Raw genomic sequence first — 25,493 nt, forward strand, 5'->3', positions numbered from 1 at the left:
GAAACGAGTGTGCAGCAGTGGACATCTCCCAAGGCGATGGAGAACAGGAGTTCGTATGGGCATCAAGATGGGCAGTGCCCTGGATCGCACAGGCAGTGAATGGCAAGCCGATACGTATCAAAAAGGTATGGGAGCAGAGCCGCTCAAATGTCGGTTTTGCAGTATCGGTGTTACCCACAATCCGTCTTACACACGAGAGCTACACGACAAGTCGGTGTTTGTCTCTGCGTACTTCAGGCTTCTGCCTGGTGGCGAGCACGCAGCCAACTGCAAATACGGAGTGCAGGAGGAAATCTCGGAAATTGCCAAAGAGTCGCAAGGCCTTCTCGAGAGTATCAAAGGTAATCAATACCGCATGCGCCTGGTAATGATCAAAGAAGCCCTAGAGGGTTGCGCAGCACCTACAAACCAAAATGGCGACGGCTCCAACGCCAGATCCAGCAAAACCTATGTATCTACTCCTGGCAAACTGCCTGCATATATCAACTCTGCCAAGCGAGCCCTCAAACTACGAGCACTGTGCGCCAGTGATAGCGACGTTGAGGAGCACTTAGAGCTAGTATTTGAAGGCAATACGGTTGTCAATTGGCGCCAGTTCTATTTCGAAACGGAACGGCACATGGAGGCGTTCCATGCAGTATCCCAAAACACCACCCAGCATCCCATTGCCATCCATGGGTACGTCAAAAGTGTTCGGCGCTGTGTGGGCGACGATAAAAACAAGAATGTTTTGAATCTCAGGATGAACAAGTACCGTGCGGACTCCGAAAAGCCCGACAACGGCGTAGGCCTCGAGGTCAGTATTTGGTCTCGTCAGACAGCATGGTTCAAAGGGATAGAGTATGACGATGAGGTCGTTGTGCTGGGAATGTGGAAGGCTTCAACCACGCCTCCTACGACCGCGCCAAATGAAGGACGCTACAAGACTTTTACCAAGAATCGACTCAGCCTAAGCCTTGTCCTGATGGCTCAAATTACAAAGGTTTAGGATAGTGAATGTAAAAGCCACCGAGCTACTCGACAAAATCGACGTGTTTTTATCGGCCAGTGACCCTCGCCAATCCGAATTACTACTTTCAGGCATTCTTCTGCCACTATTGGAGCATGAAGGCTACAGTTCAATTCGACAAAACATAACTGTTAAGCCTACGCCCTCTCGTACACTCGACGAATGGGATTTAGTCGTTGAGCGATCAAAAAATGACCGATTCATGGAAGACTCTATTGGCGTAGAAGTTAAAACATATACAAAAAAGAAGACAGACAAAGAAACAGTTGAGCACACGCTAAGTAAAGCTCGCTCTTCAGGCCTAAAGAGAACATTGATATTTTCAAAGACAGGTTTCGAGAAAGACGCTTTAACTCTAGCCTCTAGGTATGAACCACAGCAGATTGAGCTAGTCGATGCTGCCACCCTAAAAAACTGGGCGTCAGCGCTAAACACCAAGAGTGATGATGAGTCAAAGTGCGAAATACAGCTAATTATAAAGTCTGCCTCTAAAGCTTTTATCAGAGCGATAGCTGAAAATCCAAGAGCGCTTGACGCGCTCGAGTGGCGAGATTTGGAAAGGTTGATGGCCGAAGCGTTTGAAGGCATAGGTTTTTCGGTTACGTTAACTCCCCCAAGCAAAGACGGGGGCAAAGATTTAATCCTACATGGCGAAATCAGAGGCAAACTCAAAACCTATGCCGTCGAGATTAAACATTGGCGGGCGGGAAATAAGGTTGGGCAGCTCGCAGTAGCGTCGTTTATGGACGTTCTTATCAAAGAAAAATATGACGGAGGAATTTTCTTATCAACCTACGGCTTTACGGCCAACGCCTTTGAAGCACTAACTAAAATACAAAGAAAACATCTAAAATTTGGAGCCGAATCTAAGATTGTTTCACTATGCAAAACATATGTAAGAATAAACCAGGGATTATGGTCTCCTGAAATAAATCTAACAGACTCACTATTTGACGAGACCATGTGAGACTTAAATACGCACAAAGGCAACGGGATGTGCGCAACGCCCCTACTAGGTTGTCAACAATCTCGATAACTTTATGACTAGAGTTAAGGCTACCAAAAATGAGGGAATATTTCCTATTGTCGCTGGCTACAGTCGCAAACCAATTCCCCTTAAGGGAGTTAGTCTAAATGGCTAAAGCGGCTTGGCTGCCGATTCCAGGTAGAATAAAGGTTTTGCCCATCCCAGTAGCTCACGCGCCCCTGATCATCCAATGACCGTTTTGCGCGGAAGACCGTATCGGCATTTTTAGAAGAAAGTACCCGGTTATCTAAAACTGGGATCTCATGCCCATCGAGTCCATGAGTGTCTTGGCTGATAATCTGCCGTGGCAGACTCATGAGTAGAGCAGCGTGCTTAGTCTCTTTGAGTACAAGTGCAAAGCTATTGCCAATTGTTTGGTAGCCAGTGTGAGCGTGAACGACCAGCCCGTTACTGCCATCCTCAATACGACGCAGAATTGATAATAAATGCGCAGCCGAAACTAATGTGGATTTGTCTTTTACAATTCCCGCCTGCGCTTGCTGACACCACTGAGCAACGTCCGCAGAAGTCTTCAGTTCCAATATTCCTGATGATCGATGTGCAAAACTCTGCGCTCCCTGTAAATATCGGGAGGTGGTGACAAATATGCCAAGGTCTGCACCGTCATTTGCTACCGCCCCGCGCAAAGCCTGCACGGCCTCAAGACCTATGGGTCGATTTGGGGCATATCGCTTAGCTTGGACATAAGCCATGGTGTCCCCTAACGGACTCCGCTGAAGTATCTTGACGTCCCCCCCTCCATCTCCAACTCCCGGCCCCAGCTCTGATTCATATCCCAAGCTCTGGAATACGTGATAAAGCAATATTTCGAATTCGCGGTGATGCAGGCTGTAAAGCCGATCAGGGCGAGCTTGAAAAGCGCCATACAGATTTCGATCTCCGCCGAATCATAAAAGCGCAAGAGCAGGGTTTTGACTTACCGGTGACGGCGTATCGCGTCTCCGCTTGTCCGGTAGCCTACCCTTCATTGCTTGGAGCAAGCTGTCGGTGCCTTGCGCACCTACTGTGCGATTGCGGCTTAGTTGCGCTGGGTCGGCATTGGGTGTGAGCTGTTCTCTAAAAGTATGACGCGCCGAACGAGCGACCGCGCCTATGCTCTTTAACTTTTTCGTGCGTAAAATCGCGTAGCTCATAAGAATGGCTCATCAAAACCAATTCTATAAGCCTGGCGCTTCTAGGTCGGTGTAGTGGTCAACTAACCCCGGACACTGCGTTAAGTTTTTCCTCGGCCACAGCGGGCGCCAGCCCGCTGTTAAATTGATGTGGCCGTTGCCAGTTGTAGCGCTGCATCAAAAACCGGCCGATATCCTGCTGTGCTAACGAAGCGCTCATGTAGCCCACGGTCGGTATCCATTCCGTTTTCAGGCTGCGAAACAACCGTTCCATCGGTGCATTGTCGTGGCGGTTTCCACGTCGACTCATGCTCTGTTTGAAGCGATAGCGCCACAGTCGCTGACGGAAGCCTCGGCTGCCGTACTGGCTTCCTTGGTCGCTGTGAAACAGAACGTTCTGAGGCCGACCACGCTGCTCATAGGCCATATCCAAAGCCTTGATAACCAGGTCAGCGTCAGGCTTTGATGAAAACGCCCAGCCCACCACGCGACGGGCGAACAGATCGATCACAGCCGCCAAATAGTGCCAGCGACCTTGAGCCCAGACATACGTGATGTCACCGCACCAGACCTCATTCGGCGCCGACACGGTGAACTCTCGATCCAACACGTTCGGGATATCCGGCCGCTCCACCGTCGCCTTTTTATAGGCATGTGAGCCAGGTTGCTTGCTGATCAATTTCATTTCGTTCATCAGCTTGCGCACCTTGAATCGCCCAATCTCTATGCCGTCCGCGCGCATCATGAGCATGATGCTTCGGCTGCCCGCCGCGCTGCGGCTTTGAGTGAACAGCTCATTCACGCGGCTGCGTAAAACCAACCGCTCAACGTCCGGAGATCGGCGCTTGCGGCAATGCGCGTAATAGCAAGATCGGGTGACTTCAAATACCGAGCACAACAGATCAACAGGCTCTTCAGAACGAAGTTGATCAATTAACGCGAACGCTCGTGCTCCTCGGCCATCAAGAGCGCGGTGGCCTTTTTTAAGATCGATTTTTCCCGTTCCAGCCGATTGATTCGAGCTTCCAGCTCCTGGATTTTCTGCTGTTCGGGCGTCAGCGCTTTACTGGTCGGAGTTACACCATTTCGCTCTTCCTGAAGCTGGTTAACCCATCGACGCAGGGCCGACTCCACCAGCCCAAGTGAACGGGCGGCATCGATATGGCTGTAGCCCTGGTCGAGCACCAGGCTGGCAGCTTCGCGCTTGAATTCTGGGGTAAAGGTACGACGTTGCTTGGTCATCAGACACCTCTCTATGGCGAGCATTTTCGCCTAAATGGGTGTCCGGAATCATTAGACCACTACATCTCCGCCTCGATCTACGCCGAGGACAAGGTGTAACCACTATGCGGTTCGTGACATTATCACCGCTCTAATTGTCTAGGGAGGGGATTATGTCTGTAGTCAAGCTGATCAAGGTGGGAGATAAATTTGACGCTCGCTGGAGTTACGAGCTGACACCAGATCCTGATAGCGACCTTCACTCGATTAGATACGTTCTCTTTGACGACTCCAACGGGTTTACTCTGTGCAAAGTGCGAGCTTGGAATGATTTCAAGGAAATTGCTCCGAATGGTTCTCGCCATGTATGGAGATTGAGCTTTTCCAGTCGGCGCGGGTTCGGCAGTCATGCCACCAATCTAATCGACTTCTGTGGAAGGCAGCTGGAACACCAAGACGAAAACAACCTGGCGCGTCTTTTGGATCATGAATATACGCATCATCATACCCCGGAGGCGTCTCAGCCGAAGGTAATGCTTAACCTTAACGAAGCTCGGGACGCGGTAGCAGATTATTATCTGGTTGATTCATCTCAAGTAAGCATCACCATATCCAGTCGTTGACCTAGAGCCCGCATCAAGCGGGCTTTTTTTTGCCCGGAGGAACGCTGAGCGCCAGAGCGCTCAAGGTTCGTATACTGTCCGCACTCAACTTGAGGACGAGAAATGCACAGGATCATGCTAGCAGTCGCTGCCACCGCACTAATTTCAGGCTGCACCAGTAAGCCCATTGACCCGACCGAAGCAAAGGCGGTGCCGCATCAACGGCTCTACTCCCACCAGGTCAAGGCTGAGCCTGGCGCCAAGCTGGTAATCACTAGAGATAGCGGCTATTGGGCCTCTGGCGGATGTATCGCCCAAGTGCTCATTGATGGCAAAAAAGCGGCCCGGATGGACACCGGAGAGGTGGCGATGTTCGAGGTCAAGCCTGGCCGTCATTTCATCGGCATAGATGGCGATGATGAGGGAAGCGGGCTCTGCGCAATGCAGATCGGACAGCAGCTCAAGGAGATCACCACCGAGATTTCCGCCGGCGAGGTACAGCGCTTTCGGATCACCGGCCAGAACGGTGTCGACATTAGGCCAAGCTCGATCTGACCTTATCGGTATGCCTAAGCTGATACGGGCTGATTGAGCTTTTATCAGCCTTTCCTCTTGATATGTGACACCCAAAATGCAACAGTATTAGGACAACACCCTAACTGATACGGGTTGCCATATGTTTATCCGCGCCTACCTTCGAGCATCCACCGACGAGCAAGACGCCGGCCGCGCCCGCGCATCCCTAGAGAAGTTCGCCAGCGACCAGAACAAGGTCATCGCGTGCGAGTACCTAGAGAACGCAAGCGGCGCCGCCTCGGATCGGCCGGAGCTGCTGCGCCTGCTCAAAGATGCTCGTAAAGGTGACGTGCTGCTGGTTGAATCCATTGACCGCCTCTCCCGCCTGCCCGCTGATGACTGGACCAAGCTCAAAGCCGCCATCGACGCCAAGGGGCTACGCATCGTTGCCCTAGACTTACCCACCAGCCACCAGGGTATGCGCGACACTAAGGGCGACGAGTTTACCGACCGGATGCTGGCCGCGATCAATTCGATGCTGGTGGAGATGATGGCGGCGATCGCCAGGAAGGACTACGAGCAGCGACGGGAGCGGCAAGCCCAAGGCATCCAGAAAGCAAAGGCGGCCGGCAAGTACCAAGGCCGCCCAGTGGACGAGGAACTGCACAAGCGGGTTAGGGAGCTACTGACAGCTGGCCTTGGTATCCGGGCCACGGCTAGGCACGCTGCTTGCTCTACCACAACGGTCCTTAGAATCAAAGAGTCAACCCAATAATCACCAGTTGTTAAACGGGATGCCGGATGACCAAACAAACACCTTGTCAAAGCCAAACGATTCTAAAGCCATTTTTGCGGCCTTGGAGGAGCGCTGCTGATTCGGGCTTGGACCAATAATCAACTGTCGGAACATATCTTTAGAATCGAAAATCTTCAATTCTGAATAGGGGATTAGGCAGGAGGTTCCAACACGGAATTCTATTTTCTCAGGCTTGTGGACTACAACGCGCCACTCTGCCTCCTCATGGAAGCCCTCATTTTTGTAAAGAGGTGCAAGCTGTGTCAATTCGTTGCCGAACCATTTTAGTGCAGCATCTGCTTCCAGCTTCCCACCCCCAAAATTTACCAGCTCCCGATATTCTTCCGAAAACTGCACAGCTTTGACTACGGGTAAGGCCTCGTATTCAGCGCGCCCCAACGGAGGTGCCGGGAATTTTTTCCAGCATTCGTCTATGAGTTCATGGAGCTTTTTTTCAAGCTCTTCTCGCTCATAGATACACCTCTCAAAACGGAAGCCATTTTCTTCGCAAAACCCGTTCAGTAGATTTTTATCCACCCCAATGCACACGCCGGAACCACCTGGGCAGTACCCCCGCCACTGACTTAATAAGTCCGGTTTCTCACTGAAAGAGGTAACGTAAATCTCCGGAGCTCGCATTAATTGGAGGAACCTTCGCAGCTCCCAACTAAATACGTCGAGATAATCATCAGTGTCTAGGATTGTACCAACCATACTTTTTGCTAGATCAAACGCGTGAGAACACTCGCTCGCATCATTTAAAAAGCCGGTATGCGATGCCCACACACCATTCGATCTAAGGACCCCCAATAGGCCCGCTTGGCTGGTGTAGTGGAAGAGGATTTGCGCATCATCCATGGGAACCTCTGTCGGGTAATTGCACCCACTGTGCACCCATGGGGCAAATGGCTAAAAACCGAAACAGGCTGAAAGCCTTGAATAATATGGTGTCCCAGGGCAGGTTCGAACTGCCAACCTTCCCCTTAGGAGGGGGATGCTCTATCCAATTGAGCTACTGAGACGCAGAGCCGGCAACGAGCGTCGCGCGGCAGGGACGGCGTGCATGTTAACCAGCAGGCCGGCATTTGTCATGTCATCCGTGGGGCTTTTTGCCTGTGGGCTTTTTAGCGGATCGTGCAATCTGCAATGAGGCAGTCAGCCATCATTGCAGATTGCACGAAAAATCACGCAAAAAACCAACGTAAGCTACTGATTTTAAAGGGTAAAAACCGATAAAAAGCCTGGCATGCAGTGTGCTTTATCTATTTCATGAAAAGTGGCTAGGGCTCAGCCCTCACCTTTGCGGAGTATGCCCATGAACAGCACCCTGCTTCTGCTCAACGCCCTGGCTCTAGCCGTTCTGGTTGGCCTGGTCGTGCAACCCGACGGCATTGCCGTGCCTGCGCAGGCCCATGCCGTGCCGGCGATGAAGGCGCAACTGGCGGTGTTTGGCACCCAGGCTGCGCAAGTACAAAGCGCACCCCAAGTCAGCAACGAACGGCTGGTGTTCTAGGCTTCAGCTCGCGCCAAGCAGGCCTTGCTCGCGCAGCAGCCCAAGCAAGCGCTGGACCGCATCGGTCAAGGACGTGGAGTTGTCCAGCACTTGCACTTCACCCTCCTCTACCCTCACCTGCTGTGCCCGCGCCAGACGCTGCTCGATGTCTTGAGCGGTTTCCCGGTTACGATCCAGCAAGCGCTGGCGCAATACCTTATGATCAACCCGCAGCAGCACCGGTAACAGATCCGGGTAGCGTTCACGTGCCTGCTGCAAATGCGCGCGCGAGCCATTGACCAGCACCGCCTGCCCTTCAGCCAGCCAGGCATCGATTTGCACCGGTATGCCATAGGCCAGGCCATTGGCCTGCCACTGCAGGGCAAAGGCGCCCTCGGCGCACAGGCGTTCGAACTGTTCAGGGGATACACCGATGGCATCTTCGCCCTTGGCCTCGGCCGAACGGGTGATCACGCGCCGGGCGATGTGCACGTTCAGGCGCTGCAGTTCAGGGCGCGCCGCATCGATGAGGGAATCTTTTCCGGCACCTGAGGGTCCCATCAGGTACACCAGACGACCCGGGTTCACTGTACGCCGCGTCGCGCTTGCGTCATGCTGCATAGCCACTATGCTCAATGGTAAGAAAGCACGCGCATTCTAGACGCTTTCCAAGGCCTTTTCTGCCTGTTGCATGCCGTTGCCGACGAAGGTCTGCAGCAGCGGAAAAAGAGAAAATGAAAACTTTTCAAACCAGTGCTCATTTCTGATAATTGGTACTGGCAAAACGCCTTTATCCGGTTCAATATTTGTCACAGAATTGACGCCAAGGAACCGGCGATAATGAGGCATGATTCACGCCTCATTCACAATTCAGGTTGAACATTTTGACGCCGGGATGGTCGTAGTGACATCGTGCGGCCAATTTCGAGAACCGCTTCCCCCTGAACCAAAAACCGGTCAATTATATGCGCCCAATGAAACAGGCTATTTACTCAAGCCGCACCGCTGACAAATTCGTCGTCCGCCTCCCCGACGGAATGCGTGAGCGCATTGCCGAGGTAGCGCGCAACCACCACCGCAGCATGAACTCGGAAATCATCGCTCGCCTGGAGCAGAGCCTTATTCAGGAAGGTGCACTGGGTGAAGAACTGAGCATGCGTCTGGACAGCCCGGAACTGTCCCTGCACGAACGCGAACTGTTGCAACGTTTCCGCCAGCTTTCCCATCGCCAGCAGAATGCGCTGGTGTCGTTGATTGCCCATGACGCCGAGATGGCAGCTGACGCTTCCTGATTTCGTGGCACAATCACTCAAGGCCAATGCTCACGCATTGGCCTTTTTTATTACCTCGATCATACCCGTTTGCTGCGCGACAGTAGCCAGAGCAGATAGAAACCGCCGAGCAAACCCGTACTCAGGCCGATGGGCAGATTGAGATTCAACGCCAGGCGCTGGCTGAGCAGGTCGGCCACCAGCAACAGCACCGCGCCCATCAACGCTGCCGGCACCAACGGCACTTCAGGCGCACCGGTCAAACGCCTGGCCAGCTGTGGAGCAGCCAGGGCGATAAAGGCGATAGGCCCGGCAGCTGCAGTGGCAATCGCGGTCAACGCCACGGCAACCAACACCATGATCAGCCTTGTGCGCTCCGGGGCGATACCGAGCTGACTGGCCGTGTCATCGCCCATTTCCAGCAGGTCGATGTGTCGCGCATGGCCAATAACCACCGGCACAATGGCAATGAAACCTGACGCTGCCGGCAGTACGTGGGACCAGGTGCGGGTATTGAGCGAACCGGCCAGCCAGATTTGCGCCGACATGGCCCGGTCGAGGTCGCCCATGACCAGCAGCACTGTATTCAGGCCCGAGAGCATGGCGCCGACACCAATCCCCACCAGCACCAGCCGATAGCCACCGGTGCTACGCCCGCGCATCGACAGCACGAACACCAGCAAGGCCGTGCCCACTCCTGCGAGCACCGCCGCCAGCGAGGTTCCCAGGGGGCCAGCATCGAACAGGATGATCTGCACAATGGCGCCGCTGGCAGCCCCGGTGGTAAAGCCAATGACATCCGGAGAACCGAGGGCGTTGCGCGAGATCGACTGGAAGATCGAACCGGCCATGCCCAGCGCGCCGCCCACCAGCAGCGCAGTCAGCACCCGCGGCAAGCGAACCCGCTGAATCACCCGGTCGGCGGTCGGATTGTCGCCTCCCCCGAGCAAACTCTCGAACACCTGGCCAGGTGTCAACGGCAACGATCCCACGCCCAGCAAGAGGATCGCCAGGCCCACGGCTATCAGCGCCAGCACTGCACAGACCACGGCAACCCGTGGCCGCCAGCGCAGTGAATAGTTACCCAGGCGCAGCACCGCCCCCGTCATGACCGGCTCATCCGGAACTTGCGCACGATGACAATGAAGAACGGCCCACCGATCAACAAGGCAATGATCCCGGCGGCGACCTCCGCTGGCGCAGCGACAACACGGCCGATTACATCGGCGCCCAGCAGCAGGATCGCGGCAATCAGCCCGGCATAGGGCACTATCCAGCGGTAGTCCGGCCCCACCACCCGCCGGGCTAGATGCGGTGCGACCAGGCCGACGAAGCCGATCGGCCCGGCAGCCGCGGTTGCCGCCCCGGCCAGCAGCATCACTGCCAGGCAAGCCAGCAACCAGGTAGCGCGAAGATTGACGCCCAGGGCCTGGCCAAGATCCGTGCCCAGGGCCATGGCATTGAGGTTGCCGACGATAGCGATGGCCAGCGCCAGCCCGACAGCGGCGACCAACGCGAGCACGCCAAGGGTCTGGAAGCTGCTGCCTTCAACCGAGCCGGCCGACCATCTGCGAAAGCTGTCGAACACCTCAAGCGGGGCGTTGAGCAGGAGGATGCCGGTGATCGACGCCAGCATCACCGACAACCCCGCCCCGGCCAGCACCAGGCGCACCGGGTTGGTACCGGTTTCGTGAGCCTGGCCAAGAATGAACACGGCAAGCGCGGCCAGCCCGGCACCCGCAAAGGCGAAGCCGACATACTCGACAATGCTCACCAGCTTGAACAGGGTCACGCCGATGATGACCGCCAGCGCAGCACCTGCGTTGATGCCAAGCAGCCCGGGTTCGGCCAGCGGATTACGTGTCACCGCCTGCATCAGCGCCCCGGCCACGCCCAGGGCCAGGCCCGCCAGAATGGCTACCAGGGTGCGGGGAACACGCAGTTCTCGAATCACCAGATGCTGATTGTTCTGTGGGTCATACGACCAGAAGGCATCGGCGATTTCGCCAAGACCGATGGCGCGTGAACCGATCAGCAGGCTGCAGACGGCGACCAGCCCAAGCACGCCCAGGCCAGTCAGCAGCCCCGAGGAGCGCATGCGCCGGTGCCGGTTGAAAGCCACGGTGCGCAACGCTGCAATCGCCATGGCTCAGCGCAGATGCCGGGCGACGGTATCGATCATCTGCCGGCCAGAGTAGTAGTCGACACGGAACGAGGTCGGCCCCAGGGCGTAGACTTTGTTCTGCGTCACCGCGGGCAGGTTGGCCAGTAACGGGTCGGCAAGAAACGCCTGTACATCAGCGTCGGTGGCGCCGAGCAGAAACACGCTTTCACCGGTGATCGCCGCCGAAAGGTTTTCGCGGGAGATGAACTCGAAGTCCACGGCGCGGGTGACCTCGCCACTCAGGGCCGGTGGCAGGCTCGCGACCTTGACCCCCAGCGCAGTGAACAACCGGGCCTGCGGGCTGGAAGCGCGGCCGACGGAATAGCTGCCACCGATGTTGTAACCGACGATGCTTACACCGCCTTTGGGCGGATTGATCGAGGCCGCGGTGAGTGCGGCGTAATCGTCAAAGTCCTTGATCGCTGCCTGTGCTTGCGCCTCCAGGCCTGCGGCCTTTCCCAGAGTGGTGGCAATCTCTTGCCAGCTCTGGTTCGAGTAATTGACCACCAGGGTCGGTATGCCCTGGGCCTCCAGCTCGGCCTGGTGCTGGACCACGCTGTCGGCACCGGTGGCGGCGAGCACCAGCAGGTCCGGATTGACGCCGAGCACCGCCTCGATATCGAACACCAGATTGGGGTACAGCACCTCGACCTGGCGCGCATCGGCGACGCTCGCCCACTGGCTGAAAAAGCCCTTGCTGTCGGTCATCCGGCTCGGGGTGGTGGCAGCAGTGGCCACCAGCGGTGCCTTCATGGCCAGCAGGATGCCGGTGACACTCGGCGAGGTCGAGGCAATCCGCAGCGGCTTGTACTGCCCGGCCGCGACAGCGGTTGCCGGACGCAGCCCGACGGCGGTACAGGCGAGCAGGATCAGCGCCGCAACAGCCAGCGTTGGCGCAAATGTGAGCTTTTTCATCGGCGATCTTTCTTCGGCTACAAGTGAGGCAGGAAGGGTTCGACAGCGGGTGCTTGCCCGCCTAAACGTGGATGCGATGCAATCTCATTCCATATTGCAGAATTAATTCTGCACATGCAATACTCGCCGCCGAGCTGCCAGCCAGGAAAGGCCACCCATGACGCATCGCCTGCATGCTGACACCGTGACGCTGTGTTACGACCAGCGCACCATCTCCAGCGACCTGTCCATCGCCATCCCCGATGGCTCCTTCAGCGTGATTGTCGGGCCCAATGCCTGTGGTAAATCCACCCTGCTGCGCGCCTTGTCGCGGCTGCTTGTTCCCGCCCAAGGCCGAGTGGTGCTTGACGGTAAAACCATCACCGAGCTTCCCGCCAAGGAGGTCGCCCGACGCCTCGGCCTGCTGCCGCAAAGCGCCACGGCACCGGAAGGCATCACGGTTGCCGACCTGGTGGCACGCGGGCGATTCCCTCACCAATCATTCTTGCGCCAATGGTCCGCGGCCGATGAACAGGCGGTCAACTCTGCCATGGCCGCAACCCAGGTCAGCGAGCTGGCGGAGCGGGTGCTGGATGAACTCTCTGGCGGCCAGCGTCAGCGGGTATGGATTGCCATGGTGCTGGCGCAGGACACACCGATCCTGCTGCTCGATGAGCCCACCACCTTCCTCGACATCGCCCACCAGATCGAACTGCTCGAACTGCTCAGCGATCTCAACCGCCAGGGTCGGACCATCGTTGCGGTACTGCACGACCTCAACCAGGCCTGCCGCTACGCTTCACACCTGATTGCCATGCGCGGCGGCGCGGTGCTGGCCCAGGGCGAGCCTGGCGCAATATTCACCGAAGCGCTGGTAGAGGAGGTATTCGGCCTGGCCTCGGTGATCATTGCCGACCCGGTCACCGGCACCCCGCTGGTGGTACCCAAGGGACGCCAGATGCAGATTCAACCGCGCTGATCGAAAATCCGCCCACCCGTGGCCTGGTTGACCAGGCCGGCTTCACGGTGCAAGGCGTCGCGATCGTCTGCTGATTTGAGCTGGCCAAGGTCAGTGACCGTGGTCATCACGCAGACAATTTCCTGCTGGGCGTCGAACACCGGCGCCGCCTGGCCGGTAACATTCGACAGCAAATGGCTGGTCAGCTCGGCCCAGCGGCCGCTACGCACCTCATCGAGCAGCGCCTTGCTCGGCGGCGTGCCGCGAAAATGCGCCGGCTGCTGCTTGCGCGCGGCATCGATCACCGCCTTGGGCAGGAAGGCCTGGAACACCAGGCCGCAGGCGGTATTGTCAATCGGCAGGATATCGCCCAATGCCAGCGGGTTGATCGAGAAATAGGCACTGCGGTACCAACGCACCAGTGTCGGCCCGCGGTCGGTCCAGATCGCCACCCCGCCACTGGCGGCATGCTGCTGGGCCAGGGACTTCATGTGCTGGGCGGCGATGTCTACCGCGTCGACACGCTTCAAGGCGCTGATGCCAATGTTCAAGGCGGCCGGCCCCAAGTCGTACAGGCCGCTGGCCGGGTCCTGCTTGGCCAGGCCTTCCTTGACCAGGCTCTGCAGATAGCGGTGGGCGGTCGAGCCGCCGGTAGCGGTGCGCCGAGCGACCTCCCCCAGCGCCAACTCACTCTCGGCATTGGCCAGGACCTGGAGAAAACGCACCGCGATCGACACCGACTGAATAGTGCCGGAGCGCTTTTCCGGGGCTGCTTGCGCTTCTTCGTCCAGGGCGGTCATCTCATTGTTCAATTGTTCGCTCTCCTCGCCGGCGCGCACGGTCGCGCTTGTTGGCGGCCATGATACCGATTCCATGAACCTGTACCTATTCCCATTTTGCGGAATGAATTCTTTATTGAGGAACGCAATGGCACCATGCTACCCTCGAACGGGAAAGAGGATCATTCTCATTTGGGGGCATCTTGAAGGCACATCCACACCGCACACTGCGCCAAGGCTTTAGTGTGTTGACACTCTCGACATTGCTGGCATCGCCTTACGCCTTTGGACAATCCGTCGTCACTACCCACAAGCAGAGCGTTGTTTTCGAGCCGATCATCGTCACCGGCGAAAAGCTCGAACGCGACCTGAAAGACACGGCCTCTTCCGTATCGATCAAGACCGCCAAGGAGATCGACAAGGAAAAGACCGGCAGCGCGTCGGTGTCGGAAGTGCTCAATGATGTACCCAACGTGATCTACACCGACTCGGTGGGCGCGCCGATCATTCGCGGCCAGGACACCCAGGGCCCGAACAATGGCCAGAACGTGTTCTGGGGTGGCACCGTGCCGCGGGCGACGATCAACCTCGACGGCCATTACCTGAACTACAACGAGATGTTCTTCGGTGCCACCTCGGTCTGGGACGTGGACAGCATCGAAGTGTTCCGTGGTCCACAGACCACCTCGCAAGGGGCCAACGCCATTGCCGGTGCGATCATCGTCAACACCAAGGATCCGACCTTCACTCCGCAGGCGGCCTACCAGACCGAGATCGGCAGCTACGATGCCAAGCGCAGCTCGGTTGCCATTTCCGGCCCGCTGATGGGCAATGAACTGGCCGGACGCCTGGCGGTGGACTACTCGGCGCGCGACACTTTCATCGACTACGACAATCCGAAATTCCAACCCGGCAAGACCGACCAGAATTTCCGTGCCGTCAATGCCCGGGCCAAGCTGCTGTGGGTGCCTGAGTCACTGCCGGGGCTTGAGGCCAAATACACCTTCTCGCACAACGATAGCAATCGCCCGACCCAGGAAGCGGCCTCGGCGCCCTTTCACAAGCTCGACCACGACACCACCACCATGCCCAGCTGGGAGCAAGACACCAACACCAGCGTGCTGGATGTCAGCTATGACTTCGACAACGGCATCAAGCTGTTCAACCAGGCGCAGTATTCGCTGTCCAACGTGCAGCGGGTAACCGGCGTTGCCGGTGAAGGCGATGCCGATATCAAGCAGAAGAACGCCTCCAACGAATCGCGTATTACCTTTGGCGACGCGCTTGATACCGTCAGCGGCATGGGCGGCATCTACTATGCCCACACCAAGACCGACGAAACCCTGAACCTGCGCGGACTGTCGGCCTTCGATGACACCAAGGAAAACCTCGGCATCTTCGGCGAGCTGAACTACCGCCTGAGTGACCGCTGGACCCTGAGCACCGGCCTGCGCTATCAGCAGGATCACATCGAGCGCCAGGGCAATTCAGTGCTTGCGCCCACGGCACTGGACTACGGGAAAACCTTCTCCGCCCTGCTGCCCAAGGTCTCGCTGGCCTTCGCCGCGACGCCGGACTGGACCGTCGGCGCCCTGGTCAGCCGCGGTTACAACCCCGGCGGTGTGTCACTCAACCTGACCACCCGGCAGTGGGCATACTTCAAGGAAGAGTCGATCTGGAACTATGAGCTGTTCAGCCGCGCCAACCTGCTCGACGACCGCCTGATCCTCAGTAGCAACCTGTTCTACATGGACTTCAAGGACGCCCAGTACAACATCCCGGTGGTGATCTCCCCGGGCGTCGCCCAGTCCTACACCATCAACGCGGAAAAGGCCCATGCCTATGGCCTGGAGCTGAGCGCCGACTACCGCGTCCTCGATAACCTGACCCTCAAGGCCAGTGCCGGTACCTTACGTACACGCATCGACAAGATCTCCAGCAACGCCGACTACCAGGCCAACGAGTTTGCCCGGTCGCCCGGTTACACCTTGAGCTTCGGCCCAAGCTGGGACATCACCGACAAGCTCAACTTCAACGTCCAGGTCCGTCACCTGGATGGCTATTACTCAGACACCGCCAACACCTCGTCCTACTCGGTCAAGCCCTACACCCTCACCGATGCGCGGATGAGTTATCAGTTCAACAAGCAGGTGCAGCTGTACGGCTACGTCAAGAACGTATTCGACGACCGCTCCCCCACCTACATGCAGCAGAACCGTGGCATTGGCGGCACCGAGGCGAGCATGACCCTGCCACGCATGGTTGGCGTCGGCGTCAAGGGCGCGTTCTGAGCCGGTCTATAGATAACGAGGAGAACCGCAAGGATGAGTACCCCCAAGCGCCTGCACATTGGCCTGTCACTGGCGCCTACCTGGTTGAGCGGCGATGGCTGGCGTCGTGACAACAGCAACATCGAAGGCATCTTCACCGCCGAGTTTGCGATCGATCTGGCCAAGCGCGCCGAAGCTGCGCACCTGGACTTTGTCTTTCGCCCCGATGTACATGCCCTGGTGCCGGAGATGCTGGAAAGCGGCTCCGGGTTCGCCAGCCTGGACCCAAGCATTCTGTTGGCTGCGGTTGCCCAGCACACATCCAGGATCGGCCTGGTCTCGACTGTATCGACCACCTTTTTACCGCCTTATGTGGTCGCCCGTCAGTTGCAGTCATTGAACTGGATCAGCAAGGGCCGGGTTGGCTGGAACATCGTCACCGCGCTGCAAGGCCATGAGAACTTCGGCCTGACGGCGATGCCCAGTGCCGATGAACGTTATGAGCGGGCTGCGGAGTTCACCCGGGTAGTGCACCAACTGTGGGAAAGCTTCCCCAGCAATGCGCTGAAACTGGATCGCAGCACTGGCCGCTATGCCGACGCCTCACAGGTTCGCCCCATCGACCACGCCGGCACTCACCTGAAGGTCAAGGGTCCGCTCAACCTGCCGATGTACGCCAACACGCGAATCCCGTTGGTGCAAGCCGGCGCCTCGGACTCGGGTCGTGACTTTGCCGCTGCGGTTGCCGACCTGGTGTTTGCACCGACACCGGATATCGAAGCCGCGCTCGAGCTGCGCCGCGATCTGTCCCGTCGCGCGGAAAAACACGGCCGCTGCCCCGCCGACATTCGTCTGCTGCCCGGCCTGAGCCTGTACCTGGCCGACACCCGCGAGCAGGCCCGCGAGCTGTTCATGCAAACCCACGCGCGCATCGACAAGCCGCGCAAGTTTGCCTCGATCAAGGAGATGATCGGGATCGACCTCAGTGAATGGCCAGAGGACCGGCCGATCACCCGCGATGACCTGCCGCCACCCGCAAGCAATCCCAACAGCCGCACCCACACCAATCTGCTGCGGCGCCTGGTCGAACGTGAATCGCTGCGGGTCAGTGAGTTGTTGCTGCGTCCGGAGGTGATCTCCGCTGCGCACTGGCAAGTGATCGGTACGGTGGACGATGCGCTCGAGAGTATCGTCGAGTGGGCTGCGGCCGGGGCAATCGATGGCTTTATCGCAGCGCCCGGTGGCTCGGTGGAGTCGGTGCATCTGTTTCTTGAGCAGGTGATGCCGCGCCTGGTGAAGGCCGGGTTGTTCCGCGAGGGCTATAGCGGCAGCACTTTCATCGAACACCTGTCCGAATAGTGGGAGCGGGCTTGCCCCGCGATTGCGTCGTGACAGCCACGACGCTTCGCGGGGCAAGCTCGCTCCTAGCGTTAGTCAGAGCAGGAAGATAGTGGCAAGGCCCAGGAAGATGAAAAAGCCCCCACTGTCGGTCACGGCCGTGATCATCACGCTGGAGCCCATCGCCGGATCGCGGCCCAGGCGTACCAGGGTCATGGGGATCAACACCCCCATCAGCGCCGCCAGCAACAGGTTGAGGGTCATGGCGCCGGTCATCACCACGCCGAGCGACCAGCTGTCATACAGCAGGAAGGCAACCACACCGATCACCCCACCCCAGATCAGGCCGTTGATCAACGACACCGCCAGCTCCTTGCGCATCAACCGCGAGGTGTTGCCGGGGCTGACCTGGTCCAGGGCCATGGCGCGCACGATCATGGTGATGGTCTGGTTACCGGAGTTGCCGCCGATACCGGCAACGATCGGCATCAGCGCCGCCAGTGCCACCAGCTTTTCAATCGAGCCTTCGAACAGGCCGATAACCCGCGAGGCGACGAAGGCGGTGATCAGGTTGATCGCCAGCCACGCCCAGCGGTTACGCAGCGAGCGCCAGACCGAGGCGAAGATGTCTTCTTCTTCGCGCAGACCGGCCATGCTCAGCACTTCGCTTTCGCTCTCTTCACGGATCAGGTCGACCATCTCGTCGATGGTCAGACGGCCGATCAGACGATCGCTCTTGTCCACCACCGGGGCGGAAATCAGGTCGTAACGCTCGAACGCCTGAGCGGCATCGTAGGCGTCTTCGTCCGGATGGAAGCTCACCGGGTCGCTGGCCATGACCTCGGCGACTTTCTTCTCCGGGTCGTTGACCAGTAAACGCTTGATCGGCAGCACGCCCTTGAGGATGCCGTCGTAATCGACCACGAAGAGTTTGTCGGTGTGGCCTGGCAGCTCCTTGAGACGGCGCAGGTAGCGCAAGACCACTTCGAGGCTGACGTCTTCGCGGATGGTGACCATCTCGAAGTCCATCAGCGCACCGACCTGATCCTCGTCGTAGCTCAGGGCCGAACGGACACGTTCGCGCTGCTGGGCATCGAGGCTTTCCATCAGCTCGTGGACAACGTCACGGGGCAGCTCTGGCGCCAGGTCGGCCAGTTCGTCGGCGTCCATTTCCTTGGCGGCGGCGAGCAGCTCGTGATCGTCCATGTCGGCGATCAGGGTCTCACGGACCGAGTCGGACACTTCCAGGAGGATGTCACCGTCGCGCTCGGCCTTGACCAGTTGCCAGACGGTCAGACGATCGTCCAGCGGCAGGGCTTCGAGGATGTAGGCAACGTCAGCGGAGTGCAGGTCGTCGAGCTTGCGTTGCAGCTCGACCAGGTTCTGGCGGTGAACGAGGTTTTCTACCAGGTCATGGTGATGACCTTCCTGACGGTGGGTCAGGTCTTCGACCACGCGTTGACGCTGCAACAGTTCGACCACCTGGGCCAGGCGATCCTGCAGGCTCTCTTGCGTCTTTTTTACTTCGATTTCAGTCATAGGCGAACTCCACTCCCAGCAGCGGAGCACGCCGGGAGGATCAATCAGTCAATTCTTGATTGGCAAAACTTGCTATTGAGTAACTACTGGGTAAGTCCATGGTGGTATTCCACAAGCCCCGGCGGGGCTGACGGGCGCAATCATACACCGCTTGAGCTGTCTGGGTGCTGAAAAAATCGCGGCTATAACAATCGTTTGCGAGACATACTTGTGACAACGTATGCAGGCAACAGTGCGACGGCGGCAGCGCGAAAAAAAACACATCGGGGTCGGCAAAAAATAGCGCGGGGCAGGCACGGCAACGATGACAGTGGAGTCATCACGCCTTACCGGAAGATGAATGCCGGAAAGCAAAAAGCCCGCCTTGGTAGGCGGGCTTTCTGTTGTATGGTGCACTCAGGAGGATTCGAACCTCCGACCGCTCGGTTCGTAGCCGAGTACTCTATCCAGCTGAGCTATGAGTGCAAGTTGGCGCTTGATGGACCAGATCACCTCTGGTTACAGCTAAAGCAACTTTCAAACTGAAAACTGCTTTGATGTATGGTGCACTCAGGAGGATTCGAACCTCCGACCGCTCGGTTCGTAGCCGAGTACTCTATCCAGCTGAGCTATGAGTGCAGGGTTGGCGCTTGATGGACCAGATCACCTCTGGTTGCAGCTGAAGCAGCATTCAAGTTGAAAACTGCTTCGTCGTATGGTGCACTCAGGAGGATTCGAACCTCCGACCGCTCGGTTCGTAGCCGAGTACTCTATCCAGCTGAGCTATGAGTGCATTTGTTACCGCGCATTATAGGCCGCTAAATCTTTTTGCCAACCACTTTTTCGTTTAATTTCAACGACTTAGGCGATTCAGGCAGATTACAGCGTCCTACATGAATAATGGCGGAGAAGGGGGGATTCGAACCCCCGATACCCTTGTGAGGTATACTCCCTTAGCAGGGGAGCGCCTTCGGCCACTCGGCCACCTCTCCGCAACACGGGGCGTATAATAACCAGACCCTTCCCCGTTTGCAAACTCTTTTTTGAAAAAAACTCGATAAAAATTAATGGGTTGGTTCTTCGTCCTTCTCTTTCTTGATCCGCAGGTAGATTTCCTCACGGTGGACGGCCACTTCTTTAGGGGCGTTTACCCCTATCCGCACTTGGTTTCCTTTGACGCCGAGCACGGTCACGGTGATTTCGCCGTCGCCAATGATCAGGCTCTCGGCGCACCGACGAGTCAGAATCAACATAGCTTTCTCCTCACGCAATTCAGTTCAGGGATAACAGTCTGCAAAAAAAAGGGCTTCAGCCTACAACCCGTGACGGCTGCTGACCTACGCCTAAGTATTGACTAGCGCGAGCAAAAGCACAGATTTCTCACACCAGCCAGAAAAACGAAGGGCGCGGCCAAGCCGCGCCCCCAGAGGCAGCCGCCTTACTCGCCCTGTCGGGCCGGGGCGTCCAGCTCGAAAGCGGTGTGCAGGGCGCGCACCGCCAGTTCCAGGTACTTCTCTTCTATTACCACCGAGACCTTGATCTCGGAGGTGGAGATCATCTGGATGTTGATGCTCTCCTTGGCCAGCGCTTCGAACATGCGGCTGGCGACACCGGCGTGGGAACGCATGCCGACGCCGACGATCGAGACCTTGGCGATGTTGGTGTCACCGACCACTTCGCGGGCGTTGAGCTCGACGGCGGTCTTGTCCAGGACCTTGTGGGCCTTGTCGTAGTCGTTGCGGTGCACGGTGAAGGTGAAGTCGGTGGTGTTATCGTGCGAAACGTTCTGCACGATCATGTCGACTTCGATGTTCGCGGCACTGATAGGGCCGAGGATCTTGAAAGCAACGCCCGGGGTATCCGGTACGCCGCGGATGGTCAGCTTGGCTTCATCGCGGTTGAAGGCGATGCCGGAAATGATCGGCTGTTCCATGGATTCCTCTTCATCAATGGTAATGAGGGTACCCGGACCCTCCTGGAAGCTGTGCAGCACGCGCAGCGGGACGTTGTACTTGCCGGCAAACTCGACGGCGCGGATCTGCAGCACCTTGGAACCGAGGCTGGCCATTTCCAGCATCTCTTCGAAGGTGATCTTGTCCAGGCGCTGGGCCTGGGCCACCACGCGCGGGTCGGTGGTGTAGACACCATCGACATCGGTGTAGATCTGGCACTCGTCAGCCTTCAGCGCTGCCGCCAGGGCCACGCCGGTGGTGTCGGAGCCACCACGACCGAGGGTGGTGATGTTGCCGTGCTCGTCGACACCCTGGAAACCTGCGACCACGACCACGCGGCCAGCCTTGAGGTCGCCGCGAATCTTCTGGTCGTCGATCTGCAGGATGCGCGCCTTGTTGTGCGCGCTGTCGGTGAGGATCCGCACCTGGTTACCGGTGTAGGACACCGCCGGAATACCACGCTTGATCAGGGCCATGGCCAGCAAGGCGATGGTCACCTGCTCGCCAGTGGAGACGATCACATCCAGTTCACGCGGAACCGGCTGATCGCTGATCTTCTTGGCCAGGTCGATCAGGCGATTGGTTTCGCCACTCATCGCCGACAGTACAACCACCAGGTCATCGCCGGCTTCACGGAACTTCTTGACCTTGTCGGCAACCTGCTCGATTCGCTCGACTGTGCCGACCGAGGTACCGCCAAATTTCTGTACGATCAACGCCATTTCAAAGCCGCCTCAGCCCATGAAGGGCACCCAATAAACATTCAAACGACGCCATGGCCCACCACTAGACGGCGGGCCGATGTACGCCTTAAACGCCCTGCTCCACGAATGGCACGGTCAGGGCCAGCGCGCTGTCCAGCGCTGCGGTGTCTACGCCACCACCTTGCGCCATGTCCGGACGACCACCGCCCTTGCCACCCACCGCGGCAGCGGCTTGCTTCATCAAATCACCGGCTTTGAGTTGGCCAGTCAGGTCTTTGGTCACACCGGCAACCAGTACGACCTTTTCCTCATGGACACTGCCGAGCAGGATCACTGCGCGGCCGAGTTTGTTCTTCAGTTGATCGACCAGCGCCAGCAGCGCCTTGCCATCCTGGCCATCGAGACGTGCGGCCAGGACCTTGACGCCCTTGACCTCGACGGCTGCGTTGGACAGGTCGTCGCCAGCAGCGCTGGCGGCCTTGGCCTGCAGTTGCTCCAGCTGTTTTTCCAGCTGGCGGTTGCGCTCGAGCACGGCCGAGAGCTTGTCGATCAGGTTGTCGCGACTGCCCTTGACCAGTTGCGCGGCTTCCTTGAGCTGCTCTTCGGCAGCGTTCAGGTACGCCAGTGCGGCAGCGCCGGTGACCGCTTCGATCCGGCGTACGCCGGAGGCCACGCCACCTTCGCTGATGATCTTGAGCAGGCCGATATCACCGGTACGCTTGGCGTGGATACCGCCGCACAGTTCGACGGAGAAATCGCCGCCCATGCTCAGCACCCGCACGCTGTCGCCATACTTCTCGCCGAACAGCGCCATGGCGCCCTTCTGCTTGGCGGTTTCGATATCGGTCTCTTCGGTTTGCACCTCGGAGTTCTTGCGCACTTCGCGGTTGACGATGTCTTCCAGAGCCTTGAGCTGCTCTGGCTTGACCGCCTCGAAGTGACTGAAGTCGAAGCGCAGGCGCTGGCTATCGACCAGCGAGCCCTTCTGTTGTACGTGATCGCCCAGCACCTGGCGCAGCGCCGCGTGCAGCAGGTGTGTGGCGGAGTGGTTCAGCGAGGTGGCGTGCTGAATATCGGCATCGACCCGGGTCTGCACCTGAGCACCGACGGTCAGGGTGCCGCTGGCCACCACACCGTGGTGCAGGAAGGCGCCGCCGGTCTTGGTGGTGTCGCGCACATCGAAGCGCACGTTGCCCGCCTGCAGGTAGCCGGTGTCACCAACCTGGCCGCCGGACTCGGCGTAGAACGGCGTACGGTCGAGGATGACCACACCCTCCTCGCCTTCACCCAGCTGCTCGACGACCTTGCCGTCCTTATAAAGAGCAACGATGCTGGCACTGCCTTCGGTGGCGTTGTAGCCGGTGAACTCGGTCGCCACGTCGACCTTGACCAGGGTGTTGTAGTCCAGGCCGAAGGCGCTGGCGGAGCGGGCACGCTCACGCTGGGCTTCCATCTCGCGCTCGAAGCCTGCTTCGTCGATGGTCAGCTCGCGTTCGCGGGCGATGTCGGCGGTCAGGTCCATCGGGAAACCGTAGGTGTCGTACAGCTTGAACACCACGTCACCCGGCACTACGGTGCCCTTGAGATCGGCCAGGTCCTGCTCGAGGATTTTCAGGCCCTGCTCCAGGGTCTTGGCGAACTGCTCTTCTTCAGCCTTGAGCACGCGCTCGATGTTGGAATGCTGTTGCTGGAGCTCGGGGAAGGCTTCGCCCATCTCGGCCACCAGGGCGGCGACGATCTTGTAGAAGAAGCTGCCAGTGGCGCCCAGCTTGTTACCGTGGCGGCAAGCGCGACGGATGATGCGGCGCAGCACGTAGCCGCGGCCTTCGTTGGACGGCAGCACGCCGTCGGCAATCAGGAAGCTGCAGGAACGGATGTGGTCGGACACCACCTTGAGCGACGACTGCTCTTCGTTGGCGCAGCCAATGGCGGCGGCCGAAGCGCTGAGCAGGTTGCGGAACAGGTCGATCTCGTAGTTCGAGTGCACATGCTGCATGACCGCACTGATGCGCTCCAGGCCCATGCCGGTATCCACCGACGGTGCTGGCAACGGGTGCAGCACGCCATCGGCGGTGCGGTTGAACTGCATGAAGACGTTGTTCCAGATCTCGATGTAGCGATCGCCGTCTTCTTCCGGCGAGCCGGGTGGGCCGCCCCAGATGTCTGCGCCGTGATCGTAGAAGATCTCGGTGCACGGGCCGCACGGGCCGGTATCGCCCATGGTCCAGAAGTTGTCGGAGGCGTATGGCGCGCCCTTGTTGTCGCCGATGCGCACCATGCGCTCGGCCGGTACGCCGATTTCCTTGGTCCAGATGTCGTATGCCTCATCGTCGCTGGCATAGACGGTGACCCAGAGTTTCTCTTCCGGCAGGTTCAGCACCTTGGTCAGGAAGGTCCAGGCGTAGGTGATGGCGTCTTTCTTGAAATAGTCACCGAAGCTGAAGTTACCCAGCATTTCGAAGAAGGTGTGGTGACGGGCGGTGTAGCCGACGTTTTCCAGGTCGCTGTTCTTGCCACCGGCGCGCACGCACTTCTGGCTGCTGGTCGCGCGGGTGTAGGCGCGCTTTTCCTGGCCAAGGAAGCAGTCCTTGAACTGGTTCATCCCCGCGTTGGTGAACAACAGGGTCGGGTCGTTGCCCGGGATCAAGGAGCTGGAGGCAACTCGGGTGTGTCCCTGCTCTTCGAAGAAGCGAAGGAAGGCTTCACGGATTTCTGCGCTTTTCATAGGTTCTTCCACGGAAACGGCGGCCTTAAGGCAAATGCTTGCGTCAAATTGACGAAACGACGGCAAAGGGCCGCATTATATCGGGCCTTAGGCTTGGGTGCAGTGTGTTTATGCTATAGAAACCGTCAATTGGACGGCCTGCAACGACAACGTCAGCGAAAAACCGCTCGCGACCACTCCGCCCGACCTCTCTGGGCCTGATTTGATCTGGTGACACGATATTACTGGGGCCACACAAAGCAATTGGCAAGGTTTCCCGGATGAAATGTCGTTGATCCGGAAAAAATCGTTAGCAGCCTATACGTTTACCTGACATCTGTGCTAATAATTCCTCGCCGTTGACAACCGACGGTAACGTTCTCAGGGCGGGGTGCGATTCCCCACCGGCGGTAATTGCGCGCAATGCGCATAGCCCGCGAGCGCTTGCAGGCCTGCCTGCAAGGTCAGCAGACCCGGTGTGATTCCGGGGCCGACGGTCATAGTCCGGATAAAGAGAGAACGGGAGAGGTGCATCCGCGCCTGTCGTTGTGCAGCTGCATGGCGAAATCCCCTTCGATCCAGCGCCCTGTTTCTCATCCAAACAGGAGTCCGTTTCAATGCAACCTACCGCAATCGATAGCAAGAACCCCTCCCACGAGCGCATCGCCTTCATCCAGGCCTGCTGGCACAAGGATATTGTCGACCAGGCTCGCAAGGCATTCGTCGAAGAGATGGGTAAACAAGGCTATCAGGCGAGCGATATCGATTTCTTTGAAGTCGGCGGCGCTTTCGAGATCCCTCTGCACGCCAAGCTGCTGGCCCGTGGTGGTCGCTACGCCGGCATCGTCGCCGCCGGCCTGGTGGTCGATGGCGGCCTGTACCGCCATGAGTTCGTCGCCCAGTCGGTGATCAGCGGCCTGATGCAGGTGCAACTGGAAACCGAGGTGCCGGTGTTCTCGGCAGTGCTGACCCCGCACCACTTCCATGCCGGTGACGAGCATCAGAACTTCTACTTCGAACATTTCCTGGTCAAGGGGGCCGAGGCGGCGAAGACCTGCGCCGATACCCTGCACAAGCTGCGCGCCCTGCGTCGCAATGAAGTGCCGCAAAAAATGGCCGGCTGAATAACCCTGTAGGAGCGGGCT

Annotated in this window: 24 protein-coding genes, 5 tRNA genes and 1 riboswitch; of the genes, 11 read left to right on the forward strand and 18 right to left on the reverse strand. The window is 58.3% G+C overall.

The annotated features are described in order from the left end of the window. Positions 1 to 55: 55 nt before the first annotated feature. Positions 56 to 988, forward strand: coding sequence for a hypothetical protein (locus JV241A_RS17105; RefSeq protein ID WP_134063652.1), 933 nt, complete (start codon positions 56 to 58; stop codon positions 986 to 988). Between the two features lie 4 nt (positions 989 to 992). Then, the gene (locus JV241A_RS17110) at positions 993 to 1,976 is read left to right on the forward strand and encodes a restriction endonuclease (protein ID WP_134063654.1); all 984 of its coding nucleotides are present in this window, start codon (positions 993 to 995) and stop codon (positions 1,974 to 1,976) included. Positions 1,977 to 2,134: 158 nt separating this feature from the next. Here JV241A_RS17110 and JV241A_RS17115 read toward each other — a convergent pair whose 3' ends face one another. Then, on the reverse strand, positions 2,135 to 2,926 hold the full coding sequence (locus JV241A_RS17115) for a restriction endonuclease (RefSeq protein WP_134063657.1): 792 nt from the start codon (positions 2,924 to 2,926) through the stop codon (positions 2,135 to 2,137). Between the two features lie 322 nt (positions 2,927 to 3,248). Beyond that, a protein-coding gene (locus JV241A_RS17120; RefSeq protein WP_134063659.1) for an IS3 family transposase occupies positions 3,249 to 4,411 on the reverse strand; the annotation gives its coding sequence in 2 pieces (ribosomal slippage) (positions 3,249 to 4,159 and positions 4,159 to 4,411; 1,164 coding nt in all). Positions 4,412 to 4,563: 152 nt separating this feature from the next. On the opposite strand from JV241A_RS17120, the gene JV241A_RS17125 reads away from it, so the two are divergent. The 3 genes from JV241A_RS17125 to JV241A_RS17135 all read left to right on the forward strand — a co-directional run bounded on the left by JV241A_RS17125 (position 4,564) and on the right by JV241A_RS17135 (position 6,283). Beyond that, positions 4,564 to 5,013: a hypothetical protein gene (locus JV241A_RS17125; protein ID WP_134063661.1), complete on the forward strand. Its 450-nt coding sequence runs from the start codon at positions 4,564 to 4,566 to the stop codon at positions 5,011 to 5,013. 102 nt (positions 5,014 to 5,115) lie between these two features. Further along, on the forward strand, positions 5,116 to 5,547 hold the full coding sequence (locus JV241A_RS17130; RefSeq protein ID WP_134063663.1) for a hypothetical protein: 432 nt from the start codon (positions 5,116 to 5,118) through the stop codon (positions 5,545 to 5,547). Positions 5,548 to 5,668: 121 nt separating this feature from the next. Then, positions 5,669 to 6,283: a recombinase family protein gene (locus JV241A_RS17135; RefSeq protein WP_134063665.1), complete on the forward strand. Its 615-nt coding sequence runs from the start codon at positions 5,669 to 5,671 to the stop codon at positions 6,281 to 6,283. Here JV241A_RS17135 and JV241A_RS17140 read toward each other — a convergent pair whose 3' ends face one another. After that, positions 6,284 to 7,162 carry a DUF2971 domain-containing protein gene (locus tag JV241A_RS17140; RefSeq protein WP_134063667.1) on the reverse strand — a complete coding sequence of 293 codons (879 nt, stop codon included), beginning with the start codon at positions 7,160 to 7,162 and terminating at the stop codon, positions 6,284 to 6,286. It abuts the gene before it with no gap. A gap of 87 nt (positions 7,163 to 7,249) precedes the next feature. Further along, positions 7,250 to 7,326 (reverse strand) — tRNA-Arg (locus tag JV241A_RS17145). A 293-nt stretch (positions 7,327 to 7,619) separates the two neighbouring features. On the opposite strand from JV241A_RS17145, the gene JV241A_RS17150 reads away from it, so the two are divergent. Then, positions 7,620 to 7,817 (forward strand): hypothetical protein, encoded by a 198-nt coding sequence (locus JV241A_RS17150; RefSeq protein ID WP_115088119.1) that lies wholly within the window; start codon positions 7,620 to 7,622, stop codon positions 7,815 to 7,817. Positions 7,818 to 7,820: 3 nt separating this feature from the next. Here the strand turns inward: JV241A_RS17150 and phnN are convergent, their stop codons facing one another. Together phnN and JV241A_RS17160 are read right to left on the reverse strand one after the other, a co-directional pair. After that, the gene (phnN, locus tag JV241A_RS17155) at positions 7,821 to 8,417 is read right to left on the reverse strand and encodes a phosphonate metabolism protein/1,5-bisphosphokinase (PRPP-forming) PhnN (RefSeq protein ID WP_134063669.1); all 597 of its coding nucleotides are present in this window, start codon (positions 8,415 to 8,417) and stop codon (positions 7,821 to 7,823) included. A 36-nt stretch (positions 8,418 to 8,453) separates the two neighbouring features. Continuing rightward, positions 8,454 to 8,645: a hypothetical protein gene (locus JV241A_RS17160; protein WP_115088121.1), complete on the reverse strand. Its 192-nt coding sequence runs from the start codon at positions 8,643 to 8,645 to the stop codon at positions 8,454 to 8,456. Positions 8,646 to 8,761: 116 nt separating this feature from the next. On the opposite strand from JV241A_RS17160, the gene JV241A_RS17165 reads away from it, so the two are divergent. Continuing rightward, positions 8,762 to 9,088, forward strand: a complete 327-nt coding sequence (locus JV241A_RS17165; RefSeq protein WP_010226671.1) for an Arc family DNA-binding protein — start codon at positions 8,762 to 8,764, stop codon at positions 9,086 to 9,088. A 59-nt stretch (positions 9,089 to 9,147) separates the two neighbouring features. On the opposite strand, the gene JV241A_RS17170 is transcribed toward JV241A_RS17165, so the two are convergent. From JV241A_RS17170 to fepB, 3 genes are read right to left on the reverse strand one after another with little or no spacing between them, the layout of a single operon-like run. Continuing rightward, positions 9,148 to 10,176 (reverse strand): iron chelate uptake ABC transporter family permease subunit, encoded by a 1,029-nt coding sequence (locus tag JV241A_RS17170; protein ID WP_134063671.1) that lies wholly within the window; start codon positions 10,174 to 10,176, stop codon positions 9,148 to 9,150. Continuing rightward, a complete protein-coding gene (locus JV241A_RS17175) occupies positions 10,173 to 11,213 on the reverse strand; it encodes an iron ABC transporter permease (protein ID WP_233673962.1) in 1,041 nt (346 codons plus the stop codon). Before JV241A_RS17175 ends, JV241A_RS17170 begins: the two co-directional genes overlap by 4 nt. A gap of 3 nt (positions 11,214 to 11,216) precedes the next feature. Next, positions 11,217 to 12,146, reverse strand: coding sequence for a Fe2+-enterobactin ABC transporter substrate-binding protein (gene fepB / locus JV241A_RS17180; protein ID WP_134063672.1), 930 nt, complete (start codon positions 12,144 to 12,146; stop codon positions 11,217 to 11,219). Between the two features lie 157 nt (positions 12,147 to 12,303). On the opposite strand from fepB, the gene JV241A_RS17185 reads away from it, so the two are divergent. Then, on the forward strand, positions 12,304 to 13,104 hold the full coding sequence (locus JV241A_RS17185) for an ABC transporter ATP-binding protein (RefSeq protein ID WP_115088124.1): 801 nt from the start codon (positions 12,304 to 12,306) through the stop codon (positions 13,102 to 13,104). Here the strand turns inward: JV241A_RS17185 and JV241A_RS17190 are convergent. Then, positions 13,092 to 13,883 (reverse strand): IclR family transcriptional regulator, encoded by a 792-nt coding sequence (locus tag JV241A_RS17190; RefSeq protein ID WP_134063687.1) that lies wholly within the window; start codon positions 13,881 to 13,883, stop codon positions 13,092 to 13,094. The genes JV241A_RS17185 and JV241A_RS17190 overlap by 13 nt on opposite strands. 182 nt (positions 13,884 to 14,065) lie before the next feature. Here JV241A_RS17190 and JV241A_RS17195 point away from each other — a divergent pair, with 182 nt between their 5' ends. Both JV241A_RS17195 and JV241A_RS17200 read left to right on the forward strand, forming a co-directional pair. Next, positions 14,066 to 16,153 carry a TonB-dependent receptor gene (locus JV241A_RS17195; RefSeq protein WP_134063675.1) on the forward strand — a complete coding sequence of 696 codons (2,088 nt, stop codon included), beginning with the start codon at positions 14,066 to 14,068 and terminating at the stop codon, positions 16,151 to 16,153. 33 nt (positions 16,154 to 16,186) lie between these two features. Continuing rightward, positions 16,187 to 17,491, forward strand: a complete 1,305-nt coding sequence (locus tag JV241A_RS17200; protein WP_134063677.1) for an NtaA/DmoA family FMN-dependent monooxygenase — start codon at positions 16,187 to 16,189, stop codon at positions 17,489 to 17,491. A gap of 75 nt (positions 17,492 to 17,566) precedes the next feature. Here JV241A_RS17200 and mgtE read toward each other — a convergent pair whose 3' ends face one another. The 8 genes from mgtE to alaS all read right to left on the reverse strand — a co-directional run bounded on the left by mgtE (position 17,567) and on the right by alaS (position 24,369). Further along, positions 17,567 to 19,009 (reverse strand): magnesium transporter, encoded by a 1,443-nt coding sequence (gene mgtE, locus JV241A_RS17205; RefSeq protein WP_115088127.1) that lies wholly within the window; start codon positions 19,007 to 19,009, stop codon positions 17,567 to 17,569. 388 nt (positions 19,010 to 19,397) lie between these two features. After that, a tRNA-Arg gene (locus JV241A_RS17210) sits at positions 19,398 to 19,474 on the reverse strand. Between the two features lie 76 nt (positions 19,475 to 19,550). Then, positions 19,551 to 19,627, reverse strand: a tRNA-Arg gene (locus JV241A_RS17215). Positions 19,628 to 19,704: 77 nt separating this feature from the next. Then, positions 19,705 to 19,781: transfer RNA gene (locus JV241A_RS17220), tRNA-Arg, on the reverse strand. 108 nt (positions 19,782 to 19,889) lie between these two features. Continuing rightward, positions 19,890 to 19,980: transfer RNA gene (locus tag JV241A_RS17225), tRNA-Ser, on the reverse strand. Positions 19,981 to 20,052: 72 nt separating this feature from the next. Beyond that, the gene (gene csrA / locus JV241A_RS17230; protein WP_010226667.1) at positions 20,053 to 20,241 is read right to left on the reverse strand and encodes a carbon storage regulator CsrA; all 189 of its coding nucleotides are present in this window, start codon (positions 20,239 to 20,241) and stop codon (positions 20,053 to 20,055) included. A 185-nt stretch (positions 20,242 to 20,426) separates the two neighbouring features. Then, positions 20,427 to 21,662: an aspartate kinase gene (locus JV241A_RS17235; protein ID WP_115088128.1), complete on the reverse strand. Its 1,236-nt coding sequence runs from the start codon at positions 21,660 to 21,662 to the stop codon at positions 20,427 to 20,429. 88 nt (positions 21,663 to 21,750) lie between these two features. Then, the gene (alaS, locus tag JV241A_RS17240; protein ID WP_134063679.1) at positions 21,751 to 24,369 is read right to left on the reverse strand and encodes an alanine--tRNA ligase; all 2,619 of its coding nucleotides are present in this window, start codon (positions 24,367 to 24,369) and stop codon (positions 21,751 to 21,753) included. 352 nt (positions 24,370 to 24,721) lie between these two features. Next, positions 24,722 to 24,873: riboswitch (FMN riboswitch) on the forward strand. Positions 24,874 to 24,965: 92 nt separating this feature from the next. Between alaS and JV241A_RS17245 the strand changes: the two genes are divergently transcribed. After that, positions 24,966 to 25,472 (forward strand): 6,7-dimethyl-8-ribityllumazine synthase, encoded by a 507-nt coding sequence (locus JV241A_RS17245; protein WP_115088130.1) that lies wholly within the window; start codon positions 24,966 to 24,968, stop codon positions 25,470 to 25,472. Positions 25,473 to 25,493 lie beyond the last annotated feature (21 nt).

The organism is Pseudomonas sp. JV241A (genome assembly GCF_900275665.1).
GTDB lineage: Bacteria > Pseudomonadota > Gammaproteobacteria > Pseudomonadales > Pseudomonadaceae > Aquipseudomonas > Aquipseudomonas wadenswilerensis.